25 protein-coding genes are annotated in these 24,442 nt (G+C 42.5%); 8 read left to right on the top strand and 17 right to left on the bottom strand.

What is annotated here, in order from left to right:
* Position 1 precedes the first annotated feature (1 nt).
* The gene (locus tag NIES592_RS25725; protein WP_256678068.1) at positions 2-232 is read left to right on the top strand and encodes a hypothetical protein; all 231 of its coding nucleotides are present in this window, start codon (positions 2-4) and stop codon (positions 230-232) included.
* A gap of 43 nt (positions 233-275) precedes the next feature.
* On the opposite strand, the gene NIES592_RS06370 is transcribed toward NIES592_RS25725, so the two are convergent.
* The 8 genes from NIES592_RS06370 to NIES592_RS24945 all read right to left on the bottom strand — a co-directional run bounded on the left by NIES592_RS06370 (position 276) and on the right by NIES592_RS24945 (position 7,673).
* Entirely contained in the window at positions 276-2,585 is a 2,310-nt protein-coding gene (locus tag NIES592_RS06370) for a CHASE2 domain-containing protein (protein WP_073555230.1), read from the bottom strand.
* 64 nt (positions 2,586-2,649) lie between these two features.
* Positions 2,650-3,255: a DUF1822 family protein gene (locus NIES592_RS06365; RefSeq protein WP_178379483.1), complete on the bottom strand. Its 606-nt coding sequence runs from the start codon at positions 3,253-3,255 to the stop codon at positions 2,650-2,652.
* The gene (locus NIES592_RS06360; RefSeq protein ID WP_073555228.1) at positions 3,248-3,850 is read right to left on the bottom strand and encodes a hypothetical protein; all 603 of its coding nucleotides are present in this window, start codon (positions 3,848-3,850) and stop codon (positions 3,248-3,250) included. Before NIES592_RS06360 ends, NIES592_RS06365 begins: the two co-directional genes overlap by 8 nt.
* Before the next feature lie 264 nt (positions 3,851-4,114).
* The gene (locus NIES592_RS06355; RefSeq protein ID WP_062243728.1) at positions 4,115-4,498 is read right to left on the bottom strand and encodes a hypothetical protein; all 384 of its coding nucleotides are present in this window, start codon (positions 4,496-4,498) and stop codon (positions 4,115-4,117) included.
* 47 nt (positions 4,499-4,545) lie between these two features.
* Complete coding sequence (locus tag NIES592_RS06350) at positions 4,546-6,489, bottom strand: asparagine synthase-related protein (RefSeq protein ID WP_218600590.1); 1,944 nt, start codon at positions 6,487-6,489, stop codon at positions 4,546-4,548.
* A gap of 25 nt (positions 6,490-6,514) precedes the next feature.
* Entirely contained in the window at positions 6,515-7,114 is a 600-nt protein-coding gene (locus tag NIES592_RS06345; protein ID WP_073555226.1) for a hypothetical protein, read from the bottom strand.
* A 137-nt stretch (positions 7,115-7,251) separates the two neighbouring features.
* Positions 7,252-7,410, bottom strand: coding sequence for a hypothetical protein (locus NIES592_RS24950; protein ID WP_157226352.1), 159 nt, complete (start codon positions 7,408-7,410; stop codon positions 7,252-7,254).
* Positions 7,411-7,517: 107 nt separating this feature from the next.
* Positions 7,518-7,673 carry a hypothetical protein gene (locus NIES592_RS24945; RefSeq protein WP_178379482.1) on the bottom strand — a complete coding sequence of 52 codons (156 nt, stop codon included), beginning with the start codon at positions 7,671-7,673 and terminating at the stop codon, positions 7,518-7,520.
* Positions 7,674-7,820: 147 nt separating this feature from the next.
* Between NIES592_RS24945 and NIES592_RS06340 the strand changes: the two genes are divergently transcribed.
* Complete coding sequence (locus NIES592_RS06340; protein ID WP_016867676.1) at positions 7,821-8,336, top strand: hypothetical protein; 516 nt, start codon at positions 7,821-7,823, stop codon at positions 8,334-8,336.
* A gap of 118 nt (positions 8,337-8,454) precedes the next feature.
* On the opposite strand, the gene NIES592_RS06335 is transcribed toward NIES592_RS06340, so the two are convergent.
* The 3 genes from NIES592_RS06335 to NIES592_RS06325 form a co-directional block, all read right to left on the bottom strand.
* On the bottom strand, positions 8,455-9,237 hold the full coding sequence (locus tag NIES592_RS06335; protein WP_073555225.1) for a lasso peptide biosynthesis B2 protein: 783 nt from the start codon (positions 9,235-9,237) through the stop codon (positions 8,455-8,457).
* A gap of 9 nt (positions 9,238-9,246) precedes the next feature.
* Positions 9,247-10,077 (bottom strand): alpha/beta hydrolase, encoded by an 831-nt coding sequence (locus NIES592_RS06330; protein ID WP_256678067.1) that lies wholly within the window; start codon positions 10,075-10,077, stop codon positions 9,247-9,249.
* Between the two features lie 256 nt (positions 10,078-10,333).
* Positions 10,334-10,792, bottom strand: a complete 459-nt coding sequence (locus NIES592_RS06325; RefSeq protein ID WP_073555224.1) for a hypothetical protein — start codon at positions 10,790-10,792, stop codon at positions 10,334-10,336.
* A gap of 593 nt (positions 10,793-11,385) precedes the next feature.
* Here NIES592_RS06325 and NIES592_RS06315 point away from each other — a divergent pair.
* Positions 11,386-11,658 carry a hypothetical protein gene (locus NIES592_RS06315; RefSeq protein WP_073555223.1) on the top strand — a complete coding sequence of 91 codons (273 nt, stop codon included), beginning with the start codon at positions 11,386-11,388 and terminating at the stop codon, positions 11,656-11,658.
* 280 nt (positions 11,659-11,938) lie between these two features.
* Positions 11,939-13,879 carry an iron uptake porin gene (locus tag NIES592_RS06310; RefSeq protein WP_062243708.1) on the top strand — a complete coding sequence of 647 codons (1,941 nt, stop codon included), beginning with the start codon at positions 11,939-11,941 and terminating at the stop codon, positions 13,877-13,879.
* Here the strand turns inward: NIES592_RS06310 and NIES592_RS06305 are convergent.
* A complete protein-coding gene (locus NIES592_RS06305; RefSeq protein WP_073555222.1) occupies positions 13,876-15,780 on the bottom strand; it encodes a DNA polymerase III subunit gamma/tau in 1,905 nt (634 codons plus the stop codon). The genes NIES592_RS06310 and NIES592_RS06305 overlap by 4 nt on opposite strands.
* A 286-nt stretch (positions 15,781-16,066) precedes the next feature.
* Between NIES592_RS06305 and NIES592_RS06300 the strand changes: the two genes are divergently transcribed.
* Positions 16,067-16,771 carry a hypothetical protein gene (locus NIES592_RS06300; RefSeq protein ID WP_062243702.1) on the top strand — a complete coding sequence of 235 codons (705 nt, stop codon included), beginning with the start codon at positions 16,067-16,069 and terminating at the stop codon, positions 16,769-16,771.
* A gap of 339 nt (positions 16,772-17,110) precedes the next feature.
* On the opposite strand, the gene groL is transcribed toward NIES592_RS06300, so the two are convergent.
* Positions 17,111-18,748, bottom strand: coding sequence for a chaperonin GroEL (gene groL, locus NIES592_RS06295; protein WP_062243699.1), 1,638 nt, complete (start codon positions 18,746-18,748; stop codon positions 17,111-17,113).
* A gap of 105 nt (positions 18,749-18,853) precedes the next feature.
* Complete coding sequence (groES, locus tag NIES592_RS06290) at positions 18,854-19,165, bottom strand: co-chaperone GroES (protein WP_009457502.1); 312 nt, start codon at positions 19,163-19,165, stop codon at positions 18,854-18,856.
* Positions 19,166-19,482: 317 nt separating this feature from the next.
* Here groES and NIES592_RS06285 point away from each other — a divergent pair, with 317 nt between their 5' ends.
* The gene (locus NIES592_RS06285; RefSeq protein WP_073555221.1) at positions 19,483-20,004 is read left to right on the top strand and encodes a (2Fe-2S) ferredoxin domain-containing protein; all 522 of its coding nucleotides are present in this window, start codon (positions 19,483-19,485) and stop codon (positions 20,002-20,004) included.
* A gap of 278 nt (positions 20,005-20,282) precedes the next feature.
* Entirely contained in the window at positions 20,283-20,960 is a 678-nt protein-coding gene (locus NIES592_RS06280; RefSeq protein WP_009457500.1) for a response regulator transcription factor, read from the top strand.
* Positions 20,961-21,457: 497 nt separating this feature from the next.
* Here NIES592_RS06280 and asnS read toward each other — a convergent pair whose 3' ends face one another.
* The gene (gene asnS, locus NIES592_RS06275) at positions 21,458-22,849 is read right to left on the bottom strand and encodes an asparagine--tRNA ligase (protein WP_062243693.1); all 1,392 of its coding nucleotides are present in this window, start codon (positions 22,847-22,849) and stop codon (positions 21,458-21,460) included.
* A gap of 106 nt (positions 22,850-22,955) precedes the next feature.
* The gene (locus NIES592_RS06270; RefSeq protein WP_062243690.1) at positions 22,956-23,324 is read right to left on the bottom strand and encodes a hypothetical protein; all 369 of its coding nucleotides are present in this window, start codon (positions 23,322-23,324) and stop codon (positions 22,956-22,958) included.
* Between the two features lie 44 nt (positions 23,325-23,368).
* Between NIES592_RS06270 and NIES592_RS06265 the strand changes: the two genes are divergently transcribed.
* Entirely contained in the window at positions 23,369-23,653 is a 285-nt protein-coding gene (locus tag NIES592_RS06265) for a DUF6439 family protein (RefSeq protein ID WP_073555220.1), read from the top strand.
* 56 nt (positions 23,654-23,709) lie between these two features.
* Here NIES592_RS06265 and NIES592_RS06260 read toward each other — a convergent pair whose 3' ends face one another.
* Entirely contained in the window at positions 23,710-24,162 is a 453-nt protein-coding gene (locus tag NIES592_RS06260) for an ATP-binding protein (RefSeq protein ID WP_073555219.1), read from the bottom strand.
* Positions 24,163-24,442 lie beyond the last annotated feature (280 nt).

Raw genomic sequence — 24,442 nt, 5'->3', positions numbered from 1 at the left:
AGTGAGCGGCTCATTTTTATTCGCCAGCTCTGGGCAAGAATCACGAGTAGCCGCACCTGTTCTCCGCTTGCCAGGTGCGCCTCTGGGCGGTAGTTTTAATTTCAGTGCTAGTTGGAAGGAGGATTCGCTAACGGCTGTTGTCAGCAAGGGTTCTGGTTCAGCCTGCCGTGCCAGGACTCCCGTGCCGCTGGCGAGTATACCAGTGAGAATTAAGAATAGAGTTATCTGCTGATCATGCCTTTTTTTACCATTCATAATTGATGGCGCGAGCCGCTCTAAATAACCTGGCGGGCCACCAATACTACCCATCCCCCAGTCACCATCAAAGCCAACACAGACGGTACCAGCGGCACCCACCAACCTCTAATTAAAAGAATAAAGCAAACACCCGATAAAATAAAGATAACAATTCCACCCGCAGGGAGCAGGTATTTTAGTTGTCGATAGTGCCAAGCCAGCAAGCCACCCCCTATTGCCCAGCCCAAAACCCAGAAGGCTTCCTCCCACCATTGCCATACGGACAATAAAGGTCGCCCATCTAGCACTGCGCTGAGAATTTGACTGATCATCTGCCCTTGAACAAATATCCCCCGCATCGTTTGGTCTGGGTCGCGACTAAAAGGAGTAAAGAAATCATCTTTCTGGCTCTTAGCGGTGACACCAATGAGGACAATCCGGTCTTTGACCCAGTTAGGATCGAACTTACCCTTCAAGACTTCTGTAAGGGTGACACTCCGGGCGATATCACCGCGAGTGCGATAATTGAGCAGCATTTGATACCCCAAGTCCTCCTCTTGCTGGTAACCTCCGGCAGGAAAATGCCAAGGTTTTAAGCTAATGTTACCTACCTGCAAGTAACCTTCTGGAGTTTCTCGAACTTTGATCCCCTTTTCTTGTATTAGGTAATAAAGCGCTAACTGGAGGCTGAAGGACAGCTCTGCTGGACAAAGAGAGTCGGAGTTGAAAGTGGCATACCACCAATGGCGACGAAGAATATTATGCGGGTCTACCACAACATCACTGAACCCCAAGCGGTCTTTTGGGACTTCCGGCGGGGGCGCAACGCCAATATGGCTATTTGTCGGGTTACTGCCTTGACACACAGCAAAGAAGCGATCGCTCTGCCGTAGCTTGGTTGCCAAATCTTTATGACCATCACTTACCTGGAAATCGCGATAGATATCCAAACCAATAGCACTAGGTTGATGGGGTTCCAGTTTCTTCAACAACTGAGCCAGTGCAGCATCGGATAGGGAACCTTGCCGCTTCATTCCCATCTTGTCCTGATAGTTAAGATCTTCTTCAGTAATAGTGACCACTAAGAGACGATCGTCTGGCCCTTCATCAGGGCGCAGCCGCATCAACTGGTCGTAAGCCTGCAATTCCAGTGACTGTAGCAATCCGAAATGCCGCACTCCCAACACTAAAGCCGTCACCACGACACTAGCTACAAGTGCAGTGCGAAGGATACGCAACCGCGACGCCTGTTGATTCCCATAGCGCAATGAGTGCCAAGTCGGCGGCACAGCAGCAGCATTCTGGTAGATCGCTGGCAACCAACTGGCACAGGGAAACTGATTCTCCAAGCCTTGCAGCCGCTTCCTGGCATTTCCCACAGCCTGATAAAGAGATTTTTCACCAGCAAACTCGCTAAGAAAATACTTTAAAAACTCTTGTGCTACTCGATCCGCTACGGGTTCGCGCATGACGATCGCTTGCGGAATGTGCAATTCCTCTAATTCCCACGCTAGCCCCATTCCGTCACAAGAATTGAAAATTGCTAACTGCAAGCCTTTTTTTACTGCTATCTCCAGACCATGCTTCAAATCTCCCACGCTCAGACTTTCGGTGCGATTAATATAAATCCGACCTGTTTGGGCTTCAGTTTCGCTATGACCTGCGAAAAACAGGATGTCCCAAGCTTGCTCCCACAGCTGGTCGTTAATCTCTTGGCGCTGCGGCTCTACCAGAAACCGAATGTCTACTCCAGGTAATTGCTCTAGCATCTTTTGGTCTTTCTGGATATTAATGCCACCACTATGACCCAAAATCGCTAGAATTCTCACCTTATTGCTGTCAGTGGAGGTTTTGATTTTTCCCTGGCATTCAGACTCAGGAGGGCTAATAGCAATTTCAATTTGACCGTAACGCTTGACTAAATCCCACTGATGCCAGGGGAGTTGCTGCAATGTTCGACAAGATGTGCGAACGATTACCCGTATCCGATCTTCGGCGGATAGAGTGAAATGCTCGATGCATTTCTCTCGAAGGTCGCGAAACGAGTCAGATAGGAGCCAGGTATTGAAGCGATCGCTCAACTCCTTAGCCGCCTGAGAGCAATCAGAGCGATCTCTGGTGAAGGACACGTTCGTCGTTTGCCCATTCTTGAATTTAATTCGAGTGCGCCCATTCAAACTACGATAGCTGAAGCGCCAACGTTCGTAGTATTCGGGTATTGCTAGACATGGGGGCAACTTGCCATTAATATCTGTTGAGGGTTGCTTCCCTTGTTCCCCCACTTCCAGGCTGACTCGAAACCCCTGTTCAAAGTCACCGTCTAGCTTCAACACTACTAATTTTTTCATCTGACAACCTCACTGGAGGCTGAGTAATCTCTGGTAAAAAGCAGAGGCGGGAAAACAATTGTTCCTAAATTATAAACTCTTGCGTCACCCTCACTTCTTTCAGGATTACAGTCACACTGAAGCTTTCCCCGTCTTTGGCACTAAACTCCAATTGGATAAAATTATCCGCCTCCCGCGATCGCGCTTCTAGTTGATTTCCCGACTTATCGCTCACCAAAAGTTGCACTCCCTGGGGCAAATGCGTTTGTCCGAGCGGATGCACCTGTACGACTATGTCTACTTCCTCATCAGCTTCTGGCGGGAGGATGACAACTAACGCCACCGACTCTCGTGCCAGTTGCATCCCCAGGTCAATCTTTTGAGTTCTAACAATGCTTATTGCATTTCTAAAACCAAATGCCAACTCAACTTGTTGCGGATCCAAAAGCTGCTCTATTGCTAGCCAACCCGCCTCAACCATTCCCGCAAACCATTGCCGCAAATTCACGTTTTCTGGTTGTTTTATTTGATTTAGAGCTTTGGTTTCGGTTATAGGAATTTCTCGTACATCTAATACAGAAACACCAAGCAATTCACTTAGCTCTCCTGATTTCAAGAGAGCCTGTAGATACTCGAATGCTTCTTCAGAAGCTTCAAGGGTTAGATGATTTATTCCTTTTTTGTTACTCATGTTCTTCATCTTCCTGCTCTATATCTTCAATTGTCAGATCGACATCACCCAAATATTGTTCAAATTCTTCCAAAATCTTAACTACTTTTTTCAGAAGTATTCTTCCTTCATAATCAATTACTATCCTTTTTCTTTGCCCTCGTTTTTGAATTGTCTCTACCTCTTTTTTGTATCCATTAGCTTTCAAGATATAAACTATTTTTGCCCAGGAGGGACGAGCCGCTTCTGGATCTATATCCTTATCCAATTCTGACAAGAACTCTTTGAGCGGCATACTTAAATTAATGGTAATAAAAGATTTAATACCACTAGCTTTCGCTCTGATTAATTCATTCACTTTCTGTTGGATTTCTTTTTCTGTAAACCCAGGGTGCTGACTTTTAACTTGCTGCTCAAGATATTGGAAATATTCTCTTTTGGCAATATCAAGAGGCTCTTCGCCAAGAAGTGATAGGCATATATACAGTTGTTCGCGGTCTGACAGCTTCCTCCTCTTATAGGTTTTCAACTTGTTGAATAAACGCTTTATATCTATTTCTAAATATCTTTCTACTCTTTGACATTCTGGGCAAATTTCCTTAGAGGAATCTATCATATTAGAATATGTTTATAAAGTAGCTTCATGTAAGTGTGGTCGCAAAATTTTGTCATTAGACCTATTGCAAAATTCTATATTTCAAAAAAACGAACACCGATAAACACCGATAAAATCTATGTCCATCTGTGTGCATCTGTGTTCCATGAGTGTACTTTACGGAAGCCGCTACGAGTCTACGTTATTAAGAATTATCCTAACTTTCGCAATATATCTATTAATAATCTCACATAATTCCGGACAGAAATAAAGTTAAAACAAGAATTAATATCGTCCACAATTTCTTTGAAAAGCTATGTAGGAAGAAGCTGCTAGTCCGGAAGCTTTTTGAAAGTAAGTTTCTCCAATATTACATATTGTCCTGTTTTCAGTAGAGATTAAGGCAATGGCTATTAGACAATTGCTAATCTTCGTCTGATATTGTAATGCCAATGTCGCGCCCAATCCCAGAAGAGAGCTATTTTGCGCCTCCCTAAGTCCAGAGACATAACTATCGTATAATGGAGGAGCGCATACTGTTTCAAAATATCTGTAGACTCCGCGATCTACAGCCTGGGCAAAAACTTTATTTCTCAAACATCCACTTGAAATAAAGAAAGCAATAATAATGACTGATGATAAAAAACGAAAACCTTTGCTAGTCAACATAGTCTTACTTAGCTCCTAAACAGAATTGATTCTCTTCATAAAACGTGTTACTCTCTTGCTCTGTTAATTAGGAAAGTGGCGTTCGCTGACTCTTTTCTTTGCAACCACTCCTCCTGCATACTCAGCCACTTAATCAGGCACAGAGAAAGATCTAATCGCTGCAACTGTCGCGCATTTGCCACACCCAGACTAGCTTCATGTAAAGCTTGAATGAGAATGTTTTGATCAAAGATGCCAAGTTCATCTATTGGAGAATTTTTTAACATTTCTTCTAAAAGTTGGAGATTCTTGGTTAGACCAAGATAATACACCTCATTGAAATGACCTTTGCGCTTTCGTTGAGTAATTTGGCGTGGGAGAAGGTCGCGCATCGCTTCACCAAGAATGGGCTTCATCCTACCAGGTTGTGGAGGAATTCGCTTCTGAATGCCCAAACCAAGTGCTAAGACGCGACTGTCAAGAAATGGGTGAGCGATCGCTATCCCCAAGGTTGCAGCTACAGCCCATCGCAGCACATCACCAGGTCTACTATCAATAGCATTCAAGGTAATAGAAAGCCCAACTTGCTCACAAAGACGATAAGTATTGCGGGCATTTTCCTTAGTACGGCTTTGTAGTGCATAGCGCTGGGCAAAATCTTGACGAATCCAGGGGGGAATACTCCAGTCATTCTGTGCGTTCAGTTGAGTTTTATTGCTTCTGGGTTGAAAAGGAAGCCAAGCTGTTACCAAAGGTTCAATCCCAAAAGGTTGGATAATCCCCCAGGGATTAGAATTCTGCGCCCGCGCCCATTTAACTGCTTCTTGCCATGCTTTTAGGAATCTACCCTGACGTAGCAAATCACTAAGATAATACGGATGCAAATCATGGATTTCATCAGAGCCAATACCTGTGAGTAAAGTGACTGCACCAACCTGGCTAGCAACCTCCACTGTGGCACAATCCATTGCCCAGCGCCAAAGACCTGCATACGGTTCATCGTGGGGCGGCGTGTCAATAAAGCTATCAAAATCTAACAATTTATCTGCTATTAGCCGATGAGCAACAATCTCTGTTTCGTTCTGGAGAGCAGATTCAATATAGGGTGTCTCGCGAACTAAGACAGGGAGTTCCTCGTAGACAAGGGATAGTGTGTGCAGTGGTGATGAGCCTCTACTAGTACCAATCTCATCTCGTGCTAGCAAAGCCACTGAAGTAGAATCCATCCCCCCTGATAAGTGGGCAAGAGTCCGTCCGTGCAGCCGCTCCCGCACTGCACTCCGCAGCACATCTGCATACTGCTGGGTGACTTCTGGTAAATCGCTGCTGTCTGGCAAAGTGAATTTTTGCTGCCAATCCCAATAGCGGCGGCGCTCAACCTGACAAGTATTGAGATGGGCAGAAACTATTGTTCCTGGTAAGACTCGGTGAATACCGTTATAGACACATATTTCAGTCGCACCCTCATTTCTCTGCCCTGACATGATTAAGAAGTCAGCTAGATATTCTAATGAGAGTGATCGCTGTGGCAACAGATCCAGCAGTCGCCGCATACTGGTACTAAAGGCAACCTTGTCTCCTTGCACAGTCCAAAACAGTGAATATCCTCCCATTGGATCTCGCATTCCAATTAACTGTGCCTTCTGTACATCCCAAACTACAAGTGCAAAATCACCCTCCAGTCGCTCCAGAGAATTTGCTCCGAATTGACGGTATATCTCTAGCGCAAGGGTAGCTGCATTCGAGGAGCATTCATGCAGCCTTTGAGAAGATAAGTGTGGCTTGAGGCTCACCAATAGCTCGTCTTGGTAGTAAAGACGACCCATAAGCAAAGCACAATGGTTAGGTAACTGGGCTAATGTCACTAAAGCCGTCTCTTTGTTGTTTTTCGGTTCGCTTAACTCCAGTTCAACGCCAGAGTCTCGCCTGATAGCAGTAAATCCAACTCGCATGGTATTAAAAATTTCTGATGAGTAATGACTAATGACAGAATTGAAAGAGGTGAGCTGCAATAGCCGCCCCTTTGTGAATAATCAATTACCCTCCACCAAAGTCTTCCTGAAACTTAGTCCAAACTACTTCATTTCCTGTTTTTGTTCTCAGGAGCAGCCTGGTGTCATTGTCCGTTAATGAAACAATTTTGAAGTAATCCTCTTCAAATACTTGACGCAGATTATTTAACAAATTTCCTAGCTCAATTCTCCCACCAGGAGTCGGTATATTGAGAATTGACTGGGTAAGTTCGTCAAAATTGAGGAAGAGAAATGGACCTGTGCGATCGCTTTCAAGTAATTCAGATCTGGCAGAACTATTTTGTTGCTCTTTGAGAAAAGGAGCCGTGAGAAAGCCAGTGGATATTCTGACAGAACCTCCTACAGTCTTAGTAACAGAACCTCCCACAGACGATTTAGAGTCAGAGGTTTCCTTAATCGTATTACGGATGTGCCAGTTTCCACGAATTTCGCTGCCTGTGAACAGTTGACGAAAGCGTTGTCTTACATCAGCAGCGGAACACGTATAGCTAAACTTTGAGCCAAATCCCATTAAAGTAATTGTCTCTGAATATTCGTGATGAATTGGTAATTGCCATGTTCCTACGATTTTGCGTTTGATGATAACGGGGTCGAGTGATGACATAATTTAGAGTTCCTCCTGAGTCATTAATGAGTTTGTCAATTGAATAAATGGAACTCTTGTCTGTGGTTTATTTCCAAATATCATCTCTTAAAATCAGAGATAAACAAGAGTTCCAGTCATTGAAAAATCAACGAGGACTAGGAACCCCAAACCCACCAGCCACCAGTGCCATCCTTGAGGTGTCCTCCAATGTCGTTACGAACTAACTCGACTGCTGTCCCAGCAACTAATAGTTGGGGCGTCCGGTAGGACGGTATAGAATTTTTAGCTTTCTCCAGGGATTGATTCTTCATCATCTTTCCTCCTAATTTGACTTACTTCCTTTGAGCTTAAAGAAGAATTTATTTACCGTCACTAAACGAGGGTTTTAAACGCCTCAACAAGAGTTTCAATCGTTTAGAAGCTAAGCTTGATAAATCCACCAACCGTTGTAACCATCTCTGAGTTGTCCCCCGCCGCCACTAATTAACTGGATTGCTTTTCCAACTATTAATAATTGCGGTATCCGATAGGAACGAAGATAATTATTTATTTGATTCAGAGATTGATTTTCCATCATCTTTTTTTCTAGTTTTAATTACTTAATTTCAGTTTAAATAAAAACTCATTTACTGTCACTAAACGACGGTTTACAACTACTATTTATAGATTTTAACTTCCTATTTTTCTAATATTTTATTGATGTGATTTAATCAATAAGTAGAAAATGATTAGGACTGTTATTTGGTTACCCAAAGTAGGAAAACCTCAACAAAATCACAGTTCCGTAGCTATTCCCACTTTTGAATTTGGTCACGCTGCTATAGAAATTGTGGATGGTTCTTATATCAGCAAGTGGCCCAAAAGACCAGAAACTCCTTATGGTTACACCATGTGTTATGAAGAAGATGTGGATTTATGCGGTCGAGAAGCTGACGAAATTATAGAGATTAATCATCTTAATGAAAAGACAATGGAAAAATATTGGGATTCCGTTCGTGACAAAGAATTTCACGATCTATTTCGCAATTGCTGCCGAATTGCTGGTAAGGCTCTAACTCAGGGTTATTATTGGAGCGAATTTAGTAATTTTAAGCTGTATTTTAGGCGTGTGAAGCGTCGATTTAAGAATTTGCCAGACGCTTTTCAGGACACTTTTGGGGAGCCATTTAATATGTTGATCACCTGGACACCTTATACTGTGTCTGGTCATGCCAAATATATTAAGAAAATAGTTGATTAGTCATATCATTTTGCCATCAAACTGCACTCTTGTTAGCCCGCACAGGCGTGCATTGAATGCAATAGCCCCAGTCTTATAGACTGAGGGTAACCTCTAAAGCTTGGGCGCTGTGAACAGTTCATTCGTAAGTAAGTACTGATGTAAAGTGTTCGCACCTTTCCTTATCGTCTCCAATTACTTCCGAACTAACTTCGCACCAGCAGTGAGTCGCAAACGGGAAGAGGTAAACACCCAGCTTGATCTGAGCCGGAATTCCAGCGAAACGAGCCAGCCACCAGCTACAGAGAGCGCGTTCTTTACATTCAACTTTAAGGAGATGGCAGGCTGTCGCCTCACTAACAGCTAAATCAACTGACTTCATCAAGAAAGTCATCTCTTGGTTGTCAGCAATTAACGAAGCTTGACGCTTGGGAGTTTGCCAAGCTTTTATTGTTCCAGGCAAACCAAATAGTCGAATGGAGAAATACGCTAGCGCTAAAGCTAACCATGTCCTAATCTGCAAGGATGCAGGCAAAGAGCTGATTAACCAGAGCAACGGTAAAGTAAGTAATGACAAATCAAATCTTATGCCTTTGACTTGAGGCGAGGAGTCTTTGGGATGGTAAATGACACCTTTGTTTTCCAACCCTTGAAGAAATACCAAAACGTCATTCAGGGCTTGTGTAGTATCTAACTCATATTCAGCTACGAGTCTATTTACCGCTGTTGTCGAACCTCCTTTGAGCGTTTCTTTGAGAATCAAAGCGCCAGTGGCAGAGATAGCGTAGAATTCACCATCCAAATTCAGTAGTCTGGCTGTACCATCTTGAAGAAGTAACAGAATCGCATTCGGTACTAAGAGATAATCTACCTGCTGATTCTGTAAGGCTATAGCTTCGGTACGAATAATTTCCACTATCATGCTGCTCACTTAGTATGAATGAGGTAAATTCGCAATGAAATTAGTAACACCTTCCCGAAGTTGCTCGCCTCCAACCTCAAAAAACTCATTGTGTTTAGCTCTCGGAATAGGCAAAAAACTCACAGCTATCCCCTTAGCTTTTGCCTTAGCTCTCAGAGCTTTTGCCATAGCAAAAGGGACAATCTCGTCCTCAGTTCCATGACTAATGAAAATAGGACATTTGACTTTAGCTATCCTCTTTAAGTTGTTAAAACGTTCAGGAATCAACAATTCAATTAACCATTTGGGAATCAACCACTTAAGTACATTAGGAAAAATTTCTACTGCTTCATCAGGAATATTTGTAAAAGCACTCAATAGAATCAGAGCAGCTACTGGTTGAATTTCTGCCAGGTACGTAGCTACTGCTGCTCCCAGCGACCATCCGGCTACAATAATTTGGTCAGGCTGAACTCCTTTAGTCTGAGTAAGATATTGATAAGCTGCTCTGGCTGTCTCGTAGCAGCCTGATTCGCTTGCAGTTCCGCTACTCATCCCAAAGCCGATGTATTCAGGAATGACGACGTTCAAACCAAACTGACGGAAGTAATTTAAATCAAAATTTGCGTCACTCAAACACATGGCATTACCGTAAAAGTAAAGCAGCCAGGTTTGTGATGGTTGTTTATCATTTGATAGTGCTTCCCCAGAAAGGAGGAAGATTCTATTACCATTGTCGGTGTCAATCGGACCCTCAAGAGAGTCTTGGAATTCTGGAGGTATTTTTATCTGTCTTCCCTGTGTCTCGCTACCAGGAAATATTAATGACTGCCTGATTTTAGATATAGATAACACAACCATTTCACTCCTTGGGTAAAATTCCCAGAGCTATAGTTTAAAAACCTTCAGTTTTGGATTTGTTGTCTGTTTGAGCCAGATCGCTCCTGATGTGTCCAATTAAATAATTAGAACTCTTGTCTGGGAATGGTTTCAAGATTAAGCATCGCTTGGGTCTATGCCTAAAAAGGAAGCTACACCAGCTAATACGGCTGTTCCAACTCCTTTCATAAAACCGTTGCTGATTGCATTAAGCATATTCGGTTGATTCTCGTTCAATTCACGGGAGAGCACGGGAGAGTTGGATGGTTCTGGCTAAAACCAGCTGTGTCACTTCTTGCATTCGTTCATTGAACAAATCTTTAAAACTACTGAAAGAGATATTGCCAGCAATTGAGGCAACGAACCATTTATTCTCTCCATCGTCAAGATCCTCAAGCACGATCAAAGCACCCTGCCTATAAAGCTGTTTTACTCCGTTGTAGAGTAGTGCTGCAAGTGTCGGCCAAGTTTCAGCGATCATCTCAAAGGTATCTTCATCTAGATTGCTAACTAATTTATCAAAAGTGTGATCCCAGCAAGTAGCAACGAAAGCTGAATTTTGATTCCTGGGAATGACATAGATGACATAAGAAGAATCGTCATCCACAGGAAACTCAATTTCAATATAGGTATGAGTGATTTTGCTGCCAATTTCATCACCAATAGCAGTCTTTCTCTTATCTAGAAAATATCTCATAGTAAATACCTCATAATTTAATGTTTTTATCCAGGTTTCACCGACTATTGCTCTATTTCCTCAACTTCTCACTAATGCTTTTTGTCACTTTGAAAGCAAATTTCAATTCTTCCAGGACTTGCGCACACTCTACGAAGAATTCTTGGTGTTCTTGGCGTCTACCCTGCGGGAAGCCTATGAGCGCGTCTATGGCGGTACCCTGCGGGAAGCCGCTGCGCGTCTACGATCAATTAAGCTTTTTGGCAACTTTTGCGTAAGTCCTATCTTCTACTGTTGGAATCGCAAAAATTATTTTTGGAATTGAGCCAACCGCAGATAGACCTTGTTTGATCGTGAAACCAGGCTGATCGAACTGTTCAGCAATGAATATTCCTAATCTTGCTTTATATAAGAAAATTTAACATCTGGTTTTAGATCCAAAGAAAACGGTAGTTTAGAAAGTTTATAACTATCGTTATTAAGGGAAAGGTATTGTGTCTGAGAAAAATTTGATCGCAAATCTAAAATTCCGAATTCAAACCGCCAACTAAAACCACTAACTAGAGTTTTATTGGTACAACCAAAATAAGCTTTTTCCGTGTGCTGAAACATTTATGGCATTCTCTAAAGCCATAGCTACTGGGGAACGTGGACTCAGTGCGTCCACCCTTGCTATAAAAATCTGCCCAGTGCCCCCACCAGAAGCGATCGCATCTTTTCAATGCAACCTGCACAACTTAGACACCCGAATCCCAGTTAAATACAAAGTTTTTAAAATTATGCCCTGCTCACTCCGTCAACCCAGTTATGCTGGATTGAAGGCTGTCAGTCCCAAATTTATTTCAGGACGAGATTTGGGCTTATCAAATCTATCGAACTTAGGTTAATGAGCTAGGTTTCTATTATTTTAATTATTATATGGTAACTATAAAAACTATAAATCATAAATAGTGTTAACTGATCATAAAAATAGTATTTACTAGAATTTAATACTTACGAAAAAATTCACACAGTAGCCTAGTAAATCTCAGTGAAATAATTTCCTGGGTTAAAAATGTAAAGCAGGCAATATTCCTTTGCAAAATACGGTTTACATCTACTTGTTTATTGGTGTTAAATATCGTAGTCAAATTTTCCATATCTTCTATATATCTGTGAGGAGTGATCATGATAAGGTATCTGCTAGCCTCTGCTTGTGGAGCAAGTTTATTGTATTTAATTATGGGATTGTTACCAGTACAAGCCCTGACTAATTTTGAGATTGCAGATAACAAGCAAGTACGAAATAATTCTGAAAAAATAGCAATTTCTCACGTTGGTAACACCCCTGAAAAAATAAATATTAATGACGGAGTGAAACCTAATAATTCTCCAAACAAAATAATTATAGCTAGTGAGGATGAACAAAATTCATCTGTTTTAAATCAGAAGCAAGAAGACAAAAATTTAGAGCTAACTTCAGCTGCTAATTCTTCACTACCAACTTCCTCACAATCTACAAATTCACCTCAAACATCAGACAAAATCGCACAAGTCACATCTGTATCGCAACTATCTGATGTGCAACCAACAGACTGGGCTTTCGGTGCATTACAATCTTTGGTTGAGCGCTATGGTTGTATTGCCGGGTATCCCAATGGTACATATCGCGGCAATCGTCCGATGACTCGCTATGAATTTGCTGCTGGCTTAAATGCCTGTCTTGATCGAGTCAGCGAACTAATTGCTACGGCGACTACTAATTTGGTAACAAAAGAAGATTTAGCCACTTTGCAGAGATTGCAAGAAGAGTTTGCTGCGGAATTGGCGACACTGCGGGGTCGGGTAGATGCGCTGGAAGCCCGCACCGCGGAACTGGAAGCAAATCAGTTTTCCACAACTACCAAACTGAATGGTGAGGTAATTATTGCAGCTATTGGTGCTACAGGAGGTTCTCCAGATACGGATGAGCCTAATATCATCCTGACAAATAGAGTGCGCTTAAATCTCAACACCAGTTTTACAGGTAAAGACTTACTAATTACTGGTTTGCAATCTCATAACTTTTTGGGCGGTTTGGATGGTAGCGGTAGCCTACAAGAATCTTTGGGATTAGCTTCGCCCATACTCAGCGCCAGTAGCGCTCGTACTAGTTTTGAACCTCAGTTTCCTGGTATTGACGTTAAGACTTTATCAGATGTCAGTGCTAATGATGTTGAGCTTTACAAATTGCTTTATATCTTTCCAGTTGCTGATAAATTAACTTTGTTTGCCGGGACTGCGGCGGAAACATCGGATGCTTTTCCTGCGATCACACCTTTCTATGGTGAAGGACAAGAGTCAATTTCTCGCTTTGGGAATTTGAATCCTGTAGTACGTGTCTCCGGTGGTACTTCTGGTTCTGGCTTGGCTTCTGCTGTAGGGTTTATTTTTAATATTTCCGACCAGTTAGACCTAAGAGCTTTATACGGTAGCGTTAATGCTAACATTCCTGAAAATGCGCCAGACATCCAACCAGGAGTTTCTGGTACACCTTTAGGATCTGGTTTTTTTGGTGGTAGTAGCGTTATAGCCGCACAATTAACCTTTAGACCAACTAGTTCTATAGATATTGGTCTCAACTATGCCAATAGTTATCACGAAATCAATATCTTGGGTACAGGATTAACTAGTAGTGATATTGGTGCTTTGGCTAATGTTTCACTGGGAACACCTGTCAAACTTAATTCTGTTGGTGGCACACTCACTTGGCGTTTCTCCCCAAAAATTGCTTTATCTGGCTACGGTGCAGCAATATTCGTAGATGATTCTTCAGGTGATGTTGACGCTTCTACTACCTTCACTAGTTGGATGGTGGGGCTTCACTTCAACGATTTGTTCAAACAGGGAAATAACGCAGGCATTCTGTTTGGACAGCCACTATATCGCACTTCTGCTGATGGAGATGCTGAACTTGCTCCAACAGGTGTAGATCGGGCTACTCCTTATCATTTAGAAGCGTATTACCGCTTGAAACTAAGTGATAATGTGAGCATTACCCCTGGGGCGTTTGTGCTGTTTAACCCCGAAGGCGACAACAGAAACGATACAACAACCGTTGGTGTACTCCGTACTACCTTCACTTTTTAAAAGTCATCATCTGTTTCTCCTTCGTTTTCCCACTCTGAAGTCGTGCTAGAGTCAGTGAATTCCACTACATCATCAGCAAAGCGGATAATTTCGCCATCAAAAAATTGTGCCAGACGTTGGGCTGCGATCGCTGCTTCATCACTCTCCCAATTGGCTGATGGCATCTGAGGCTGTGGTGGGAGCATTTGCGCCACAGCAGCATTTGTTACTGATTCTGTTTTTGTGATGACTGGTTTTACTGGTTGATGATTATCAACTACAGGTGGTTGTTGATTGTAACTAGGTGGAGGCGGCTGATGAGCTTGAGGAGTATTATTTTTAGGAATATCTTTTTTTTCATTACTAGGTGCAGTTTTTCCCTGATTTGCAACCAAGCTCACTTTATATTTTTGCTGAAAAACTTTCACAAAAGCAGCTTCCACATCGGCTAATTTGCCTTGAGCCAATTTGATTAGCTTTGGTGGTACACCCACAACAGCGGCATTATCACCAATACTTAATAAGCGTCCGTGTTGATTTAATAATGCTTTGGCAGGTATAGGCAAAGATTCTACTATTTTTTGCCAAGTTGCTTCCAATGATTCTTGAGTGGAAGAGTTTAGTTCCTTTTGTTCAGAAGGTGGGGGAGTGGGGGGAGAGAGGGAAGATTTTTCGTTGTTGCTGTGTTGCTGTGTCGTTGTGTTTTGTTGATTCCCAGCGTCACGTTGTACCTGTGTCACCTTGCCGTTAGAAACTGGGGAAGGTGGGATAGAAGGATTTGGTGATACTGGGGAAGTGACACGGTTTGTTGTTGATGTCTGAGTGCTAATAGTTGCTGAAGGTAACAATCCCAGCAAGGTTACTTCTAACCACAAACGGGGTTGGGTGGTATTTTTTAGTTGTAATTCAGCAGTTCTCAGGTGTTGTTGTCCCTGTAAAATTGTGCTGATATCTAACTGTTGAGCAAAACTAACCAGTGCTTGCCAAGTTTGGGGAGTGCAAGCAACTAAGTTTTGACGACTGGGTGCAGTTTTAGCTATGAGTAAATCGCGGTATAGAGCGGCAAAATTTTGGAGAATAATCAGAGGTTCTCGACCACGATCTAGGATTTGACGAGTACAATCAAGAACAGCTTCAGGGTTGTCTGTGGCGATCGCCCCTAAAAGGGTGAGTAAGTCCCGTTCGCTGACTGAACCCACCAAATCCCACACTTGGTCTGGTGTGACTTCCCCTGATAATAAACTTAATTGGTCAAGTAAACTTTCAGCATCCCGCAATCCCCCCTGAGCAATTTGAGCTACAAGGGTAATTGCTTCAGGATTAATATTAATGTTTTCTTTTGTAGCAATAGTACTCAAATGCTGCACCATTGCTTCTAGAGGGATGCGGCGAAAATCGAACCGTTGACACCGGGAAATAATTGTAGGTAATACTCTTTGGGGGTCAGTTGTTGCCAGGACAAAAACTACATGTTTAGGTGGTTCTTCTAGTGTTTTAAGTAGTGCATTAAATGCCGCTGTACTGAGCATGTGACATTCATCGACTACATACACTTTATAACGACACTGAACAGGGGCAAATTGCGCTCTTTCGATAATCTCTCTGATGTTGTCTACGCCTGTGTTGCTGGCTGCGTCAATTTCAATTACATCCAAGGAGTAGCCTTTGGTGATTCCTTGACAAACATCACACACACCACAAGGTTCAGCTGTAGGTTTGTCACTTTTAAGACAATTGAGTGATTTAGCTAAAATGCGGGCGCTGGAGGTTTTGCCTGTGCCTCTTGGCCCTGTGAATAAATAGGCCGGTGCGATTTTGGATGCCCGGATAGCATTAGTCAGGGTGGTAGCGATCGCTTCTTGTCCCACCAGTTCAGCAAAACTCTTTGGGCGGTACTTATGGTGCAGGGGTTCGTAAGACATGGATGGCAATGCCTTTTCAATCTTTATGAGTCGCACCCAGTCGAGTTTGGGATTCAATCATTTTAGCTAAAGAGGGGAATTTTCAAGAACAGGGAACAGGAAACGGGGAACGGGGGATGATAATTAGAATATTGATCATTTTTCCAATCCACACTCCCCACTGCCCCTAATCCCCACCAGGGGTCCCGAGTTCCCCATTGCCCCACTTCCCCATTCAAACGCGTAGCGACTAGTCGTAGACATCGCTACAATCTTAGGGTAAACAAAACTCGGCGGGTGCCAGAGAATGCTCAAACGGCTCATTTTATGGCTAAAAAGGTTTTTTCAACGCTTATTTGGCAACCAAAAAGTGCCAACAACATTTGCGGGTAATCATCCCAAAGAACCACCTCCACCTTTAACTGACACAGATTTAGAATTTTTGTTCACCGAACTGTTAGAAGGAGTACATCAAGCTCGAGGACAACAATGGGCGCTGAAGTGGCTACATAATATAGAGCATCGTGTCCCAACAGAACGTTGGATAGAGTGGTTGCATGGCTTTGGTGAAAAACTACTGGCATCACCTACTCCCAATAATGAATTAGCCGCTCGGATGGTGCAACTAGGGGAATTGGAAGTTGGAGAAGTGGGAGATGTTGCCCATGATATTGGGATGCAATTACTGACACGCAATCAAGGAGAACCTGTATGGGAGTATGAAGGTCCAGATGCTCAAATTGCAACTTTTGGTTCTACAGAAGACATTGATGTAGAAAATTTCCCATCCAGTCAAGTTTTCCAAGCAACAGATGACGTAGGAAGTCTCCCAGAAGGAGAATTCCAAACTGTAACTTTAGACGAATTACTGGTGATCATGCAGCAGGATGAAAATCTACGCCAGATGATTGCTCAACAATTGGGAGTTGATACGGAAGATCCGCAAATGATTATCCAAGCATTGATTGATCAATTTCATGCTGCTAACCAATCAAATACAGAACAAGGATAAATTATTGCGCTCCTTGTGGGCGCAGTTCAAATATTGTAGTCGGAGGCACGAAGTTGTTAGATTTGTTTCATTCTGGTGTACGCAGTTCATAATAATTGTTCAATAGCTGCATTTATATTTGTATTTATATTTAGTAGTACATAAATACTAAATTATCAAAAGACAAAATGTCAAACACTGGGAAAGAACTGTTCATAAAACAATACGGTTCAGTGGTTGAGAGACGTACCATGGCACGTCTCTAAATTGCTGTATCGGTTCATAAAAAAGCAGCCACTTCCGACAGGAAATAGCTGCTTTTTTATAGAGATGAGTATCTTACTCACCCTTTGCAATATTTTAGTAATCGAAGTCGCCGCCCATACCAGCGCCAGCACCAGCAGGTGCATTATCCTTAGGCTCTGGCTTGTCAACAACGATACATTCTGTAGTCAATACCATACCAGCGATGGAAGCTGCGTTTTGGAGTGCAGAACGGGTGACTTTGGCGGGGTCAACGATACCAGCAGCCAACAAATCGACGAACTCATTGGTGGCTGCGTTAAAGCCAACGTTGAATTCCTTCTCTTTCACGCGTTCAGCGATGACAGCACCATTCTGACCAGCGTTTTCAGCAATCCGCTTCAGGGGAGCAGACAAGGCGCGAGCAACAATTAGCGCACCAGTCAACTCTTCATCTTTGAGGTTACTATTTGCCCACTCTTCTAGTTGAGGAGCTAGGTGAGCGAGAGTTGTACCACCACCAGGAACGATACCTTCTTCTACCGCAGCTTTGGTAGCGTTGATCGCGTCTTCAAGGCGCAGTTTCTTGTCTTTCATTTCGGTTTCGGTAGCAGCACCAACTTTAATTACTGCTACACCGCCGGACAACTTAGCTAAACGCTCTTGCAATTTCTCTTTGTCGTAGGAAGATTCGGTTTCGTCCATTTGACGACGAATCTGTTCGCAACGAGCTTTCACAGCTTGCTCGTTACCTTCAGCAACGATGGTGGTGTTGTCTTTGGTGATGGTGATGCGACGGGCTTTACCCAAACTATCCAGCTTGGTGTTTTCTAGCTTCAAACCAGCATCTTCGGTAATCACTTGACCACCAGTGAGAATGGCGATGTCTTCCAGCATTGCTTTGCGGCGATCGCCAAATCCAGGAGCTTTGACAGCAGCTACGTTCAGCACACCCCGCAGACGGTTAACTACCAAGGTTGCCAAAGCTTCTTTTTCAATATCTTCGGCAATAATTACTAAGGGTTTGCCTTGACGTGCCACTTGCTCCAGAACAGGGACTAAATCTTGTACCAAAGCTATTTTCTTATCGGTCAGCAGTAAGTAAGGATCGTCAAATACTGCTTCCATCCGCTCAGCGTCGGTGGCGAAGTAGGGAGAGATGTAGCCTTTGTCAAAGCGCATCCCTTCGGTGATTTCCAATTCGGTGGTCATAGATTTCCCTTCTTCTAGGGAAATTACGCCTTCCTTACCGACTTTGTCCATTGCTTCGGCAATCATCTGACCGACTTCTTCGTCGTTACCAGCAGAGATTGCACCAACTTGAGCGATCGCTTTGGAATCTTCAACAGGACGAGCGTGTTCTTTAATTTTTTCTACTAAGAAGTTGGTAGCTTTATCAATACCACGCTTCAACTGAATGGCATTTGCACCAGCTGCAACGTTCCGCAAGCCTTCTTTAACCATTGCGTGTGCCAAAACAGTAGCGGTGGTGGTTCCGTCACCAGCAGCATCGTTGGTTTTGGAAGCAGCTTGGCGGATCAAAGAAACGCCTGTGTTTTCAACGTGGTCTTCTAATTCAATTTCTTTAGCAATGGTCACACCATCATTGATGATTTGGGGTGCGCCAAATTTTTTCTCTAGTACTACGTTACGACCTTTGGGACCGAGGGTAACAGCCACAGCCTCAGCCAGGATATCCATGCCCCTTTCTAGGGCGCGACGAGCGTTTTCGTTGTAGATAATGCGCTTTGCCATAATTTCTTAGTTGTCCTTTGTCATTACGTTATTTGTCATTTATTTTTTGTCTTTTGTCATTTGTCATTTGCAATAAACCAATGACTAATGACCAATGACCAATCACTAAGAAACAATTGCTAAAATGTCTTTTTCAGAAAGCAATACGTATTCGTCGGTTCCTAGCTTGATATCAGTACCAGCATATTTAGAGTAGAGAACTTTATCTCCTACTTTGACATCCATTGGCTGACGAGAACCATCATCTTTGATTTTGCCTTCACCAACCGCAACAACTTCGCCAACTTGGGGCTTTTCTTTGGCGGTGTCGGGTAAATATAGACCACCAGCGGTCTTTTCTTCAGAGGCGCTCACTTTTACAAACACGCGATCGCCTAAAGGTTTTACAGTAGAAACGCTAAGAGATACAGCTGCCATACGAATTTCTCCAGAGTTAGCACTCTCAACTCCTGAGTGCTAATTTAGCGAACCACTGGATGCAATGGCAATATTTGGGTTTGTACGGGTTCCCGAACTTTGGGAGAGGTGATGGGGCGTGAGGGGTGTGAGGAGTAAAACTACTAACCACTAATAACCACTAACCACTAACCACTAACCACTAACCAATTCAAGTAAAAATACTCAATTATTTCAAGATTTCAGGTTTTTTTATATAAGTAACGAATAGTTATATATGGTCAACTTTATTTGCAAAGTTTAGAAATTGTTATAGAACAGAAATCAGAAAGCGCGAGATGGGTAACAAAATAGTGATCCAGTCCAGCCACAAAATAGAGAAAGCAACTCCACCACCAGGAAATCAAGCCCTAAATTACTCTATAGAAACTTTAGGACTGACAAAAATTCAGCGACATGTTTTTATCTGTGCTGATCAAACATTGCCTAAATGTTGTTCAAAGCAAGCAAGTCTAGAAGCATGGGAGTATTTAAAAAAACGTCTGAAGGAATTAAGGTTAGATGTTCCTCAACAAGAGCGACCTAGCTGCATATTCAGAACCAAAGCTAATTGCTTGCGAGTTTGTTGCTCTGGGCCGATAATGGTGGTTTACCCGGATGGTGTCTGGTATCGCCAAGCAGCCCCGGAAGTCATTGAGCGGATTATCCAGGAACATTTAATCGAAAATAAGATTGTGGAAGAATATGCTTTTTTAGTTCATCCTCTGTCAGAAACCTCTGTGGTTACTGAGGAGCAGCACAATAGGAGCTTAACATCCAAGGGATATGGTGAAGCGGTGAGTCACACAAGTGCGGGTTAAGTGTTTACCAGGAGCATCTTAGAACTAGTGAAGTTTGATAATCTATAAGGATTATTATTCTATTGAAGTTTTTTGCTCGCTCCTTTCAAAGCGATATATAATAACGCATTATAAATACTACTGCTCTACGTATCCTTACTGGACTTTTGCCGTTGATAGAGTAGTTTCAGGGAAAGTAAATTTCAATTTTGAAACATTTACTCAACATAGGCAAGTTAAGTGGGAAAAAGCACAACATCACAATCATCCACCAAAAAGGATCGCTATACAAGGCCCCTATGGATCTACGCGCGACAAGTGCCACTGCTATGAAAGAACCCAGCATGAAAGAATACAAACGACTTCTACTCATTGATGATGACCCTAACCTCATCTTGCTGGTGAAGGATTACTTGGAATTCCGGGGATATGAAGTCATCACCGCAGAAAATGGTCGAGAAGCTTTGGAAATTTTAGAGCAGGATGTTCCAGATATGATCATCTGCGACGTGATGATGCCGGAAATGGACGGATATACTTTTGTTGAACAAGTCCGGCAAAACGAACGCACTAGTTGGATTCCTGTTCTATTTCTATCCGCAAAAGGACAAAGCGCAGACCGGGTTAAAGGACTGAATAAAGGTGCTGATGTATACATGGTCAAGCCCTTTGAACCAGAAGAGTTGGTGGCGCAAGTAGAATCGTCTCTCAAGCAAACCATTCGTTGGAAAGAACACCAAGCCAAAGGAGGAGACAACGGTTCACGTATTCAAGTTCCCTTTGATGTGCAGTTAACCCCAACCGAACTGAAAGTAGTTCAGTTTGTCGCTAGGGGTTTAGCTAACCGCGAAATTGCTGAAGAACTAAATGTTAGTCAGCGTACAGTTGAAAGCCATGTGTCCAACATGTTGGGCAAAACCAATCTCCACAATCGTACTGAGTTAGCACGGTGGGCGATTGAAAATCAAATGGCATAGATCAAGCTCTAATTTGTGAGTGTTGAGTTATGAGTTGATTTGTTACGATTTCAAACTCATAGCTCAATTCCTTGTTTATTCTAGCTGTCTGGTGAGAAAGTTTTTATATTAAGTCTATGAAGCTTGTTTTATCGACGTTTTAGCTTTCATGTCGCCCCCTCAGTACAAATACAGATGGTGTAGAGACGCGAAATTTCGCCTCTGGTACAAATTTATGTGTATCGTGATTAACGTGAAATGGTATGAGCAGGATTCCAATGCTGCTTGGTTAAGGATTTGTTGTCATAATTTTGGGCACTTAGAGACGTTGCTGTAGAGACGTTGCTGTAGAGTAGAAACGTTGCTGTAGAGTAGAGACGTTGCTGTAGAGTAGAGACGTTGCTGTAGAGTAGAGACGTTGCAGTGCAACGTCTCTACAGGTTTTAAATGTCAATCGATTTATTTTATCCAAGCAGTATTAGGTAGGATTCTAATCGCCTAGTTTTTTAATTCTCAAACTAAAACTCCGCACTCTCTGGTGTACGTGGGAAAGGAATCACATCACGAATATTCCCCATTCCTGTCATGAACTGCACGAGTCTTTCAAAGCCCAATCCAAAACCAGCGTGGGGAACAGTACCGTAACGGCGCAAATCTAGATACCACCACAAGTCTTCTAGTTTCATTCCTTGTGCTAGTACCCGCTTTTCTAACACTTCTAAACGTTCTTCCCGTTGGGAACCACCAATTATTTCGCCAATTTTTGGTGCAAGAATATCCATCGCTGCGACGGTTTTTTCATCGTCGTTTAAGCGCATATAAAAAGCTTTGATTTGGGCTGGATAATCAGTCACAATTACTGTTTTTTTGAATAATTGTTCACAAAGATAACGTTCGTGTTCTGATTGTAAATCTAAGCCCCAACTAACAGGATAATCAAACTGCACATCGGCTTTTTCTAAAAGTTTGATGGCTTCTGTATAGGTGATACGTTCAAACTGATTGTTAATTATATTATCTGCGGTTGCTAACACAGTGTTATCAATGCGCTGGTTAAAAAACTCCATGTCTTCTGGGCATTTTTCCAGTACATATTTAAAAATATATTTGAGAAATTCCTCTGCTAAATCCATATCCCCGTGGAGATCACAAAAAGCCATTTCTGGCTCAACCATCCAAAATTCTGCGAGGTGACGGGAAGTATTGGAGTTTTCGGCGCGGAAGGTAGGACCAAATGTGTAGACGTTGCTAAATGCCATCGCCATGATTTCGGCTTCTAGTTGACCGCTAACTGTTAAATATGTTGGTCTGGCAAAGAAGTCTTTACTATAGTCTACTGCTTGATTTTCTGTGCGGGGAATATTTTTTAAATCTAAACTAGTGACGCTAAAAAGTTCTCCTGCACCTTCACAGTCACTGGCGGTAATAATAGGAGTATGTACCCACATAAAACCGCGTTCTTGAAAGAACTGGTGGATGGCGGTAGCACAAGCATTACGGACACGGAAAACCGCACCAAAGGAATTAGTGCGCGATCGCAAATGTCCAATAGTCCGCAGAAACTCAAAGGAATGACGTTTCTTTTGTAGAGGATAAGTTTCGGGATCAGCTTCTCCATAAACTTTGACGCTATCTGCTTTTAATTCTATACGCTGTCCTTTGGCAGGAGAAGCAACTAAAATCCCAGATACTTCCACAGAAGCGCCTGTATTTAACTTTTTCAAGATATTTTCATAATCTGGCAAATCTTGATTAATTACTACTTGTAGGTTAGCCAGAGATGAGCCATCATTTATTTCTATAAAAGCAAAACCTTTTAATTCGCGTTTAGTACGCACCCAGCCTTTAACTTTTAGTGACTCATCAGGCTTACCATTTCGTAAAATTTCGACAATTCTTTGATTTAGCATGTTTGTATCAGAGCATAAAATTTAGAGTTTGACATTTTTAGAATTGTAGACTCTAAATTTCAATTTAAAAGAATTAAATCTTAAATAAATTGCCTATCTGCGATCCCTACCCAGCACAAGACTTTAATATCCAACCTATGATAACGCCCATTCCGCCAAAGCGTATGGCTTGCCAAAAAGGTTCTTTGATACTGCGCCAGGAAAACAGTTGACTCTCTAAGCAGACTTCTAATACTTCTAATTGCTGTTGAATTTGCCGTAACTCAGCTTTTATTTCTGGTGTGGGTTTTTTATCTTGACTGAGTTTATAAAGTTTGTATTGCAGTTGTTTTTGTTGACGAAGATCACGCTGCACCTGTTGGTGGCGTTCTCTTAAAGCTGCAAGCGATCGCTCGACTTCTAAGAGTTCTTGTTCAAAATCAAGTTCTTGATTATGCTCTTCTGGTGGTTCTGACGGTTTTTGAGGCTGCTTCATTAAAGTAGTAGAGTAAAAGTAAATGCGACAATACCTTGGAGTGTATGTCTCAATCTACACAGCCACTTAAAAACAGTCAACTGAATGAATTTACTACTTTAGAATTAGCTCAAGCCCTCATGGAGAGGTTGAGTATTTCTCCTAATGATTGGCATCGTCTCAAATCTAATCGTAAAGCTCGCGCTGGTGAGCAAGCAGCAGCAGCTCTTGTCTTCCTCCTCAAGGAAGAACCACAAGAAGCTCTCGCGAGGTTAGAACAAGCAACAGGTTGGTTAGATCACTCTATTTCTGCACCACCTTGTCCGACACACGGAAGCAATATGGGGTGATGGGGTGATGGGGTGATGGGGTGCTTTTTTTTCCCCATCTCCTAAGCTCCCCATCTCTAGCGCAGCAATGGTATGCGCGGTCGAGCTTGCTCCAATTGCTTACACAGTCTTAATTCTGTACCTTTAGTATTCCACTCTACTTCGTCAAAAACAAGATGCAAAATCGATAAACCACGACCGCATTCTGACTCATCCGGTGGCAGGTACTCGGTTGGATCTGTATCACAATCACAAGCAGGAGTGAAGCCTCCGCCTTGGTCTGAGATGATCCACCAATATTTATTATCTATTAAGGAATAACGTACTATTACCTTCTTACTAGGGTCAAGATTGTTGCCATGTTTAGCTGCGTTGACTAAAGCTTCTTGAAGCCCTAGTCGTAATTCGGCTTGCATGGGCGTTGGAATTTCTGCCAGAAGCAAATCTAATATTGGACAGAGATATAAAGTTGAGGCGAAACTAATAGTACCCCAACTACGTCCAACTGGACGAAGTGAAATGGTGATCACAAGAGAAACCCCGCAGCTTCAGAGTTAGCTAGACATCAGTTTGCTGTCACAGGCACCCTGATTATTTGTGAGGTGGTCGTGTTGCCTTCAAACCTAACGTCTTTGGAACTAAATTTTGAAAATGCTAGGGAGCATTGGCTCTCCTAATGATTTTGGGCTGTTCTCACATAAAACGGCTGATGTAAACTTACCCAAGCAAATAGCAATTCAAAAAAAAGCTTTGCTTTCACAAATAGAGTATAAACATACTCTTTTATTTACCGAATTTTAGTTTAGACGA

Source organism: Fischerella major NIES-592 (genome assembly GCF_001904645.1).
GTDB classification, from domain to species: domain Bacteria; phylum Cyanobacteriota; class Cyanobacteriia; order Cyanobacteriales; family Nostocaceae; genus Fischerella; species Fischerella thermalis.
The sequence above is the reverse complement of the archived record's forward strand: the minus strand, read 5'-3'. Positions and strand labels throughout refer to the sequence as shown.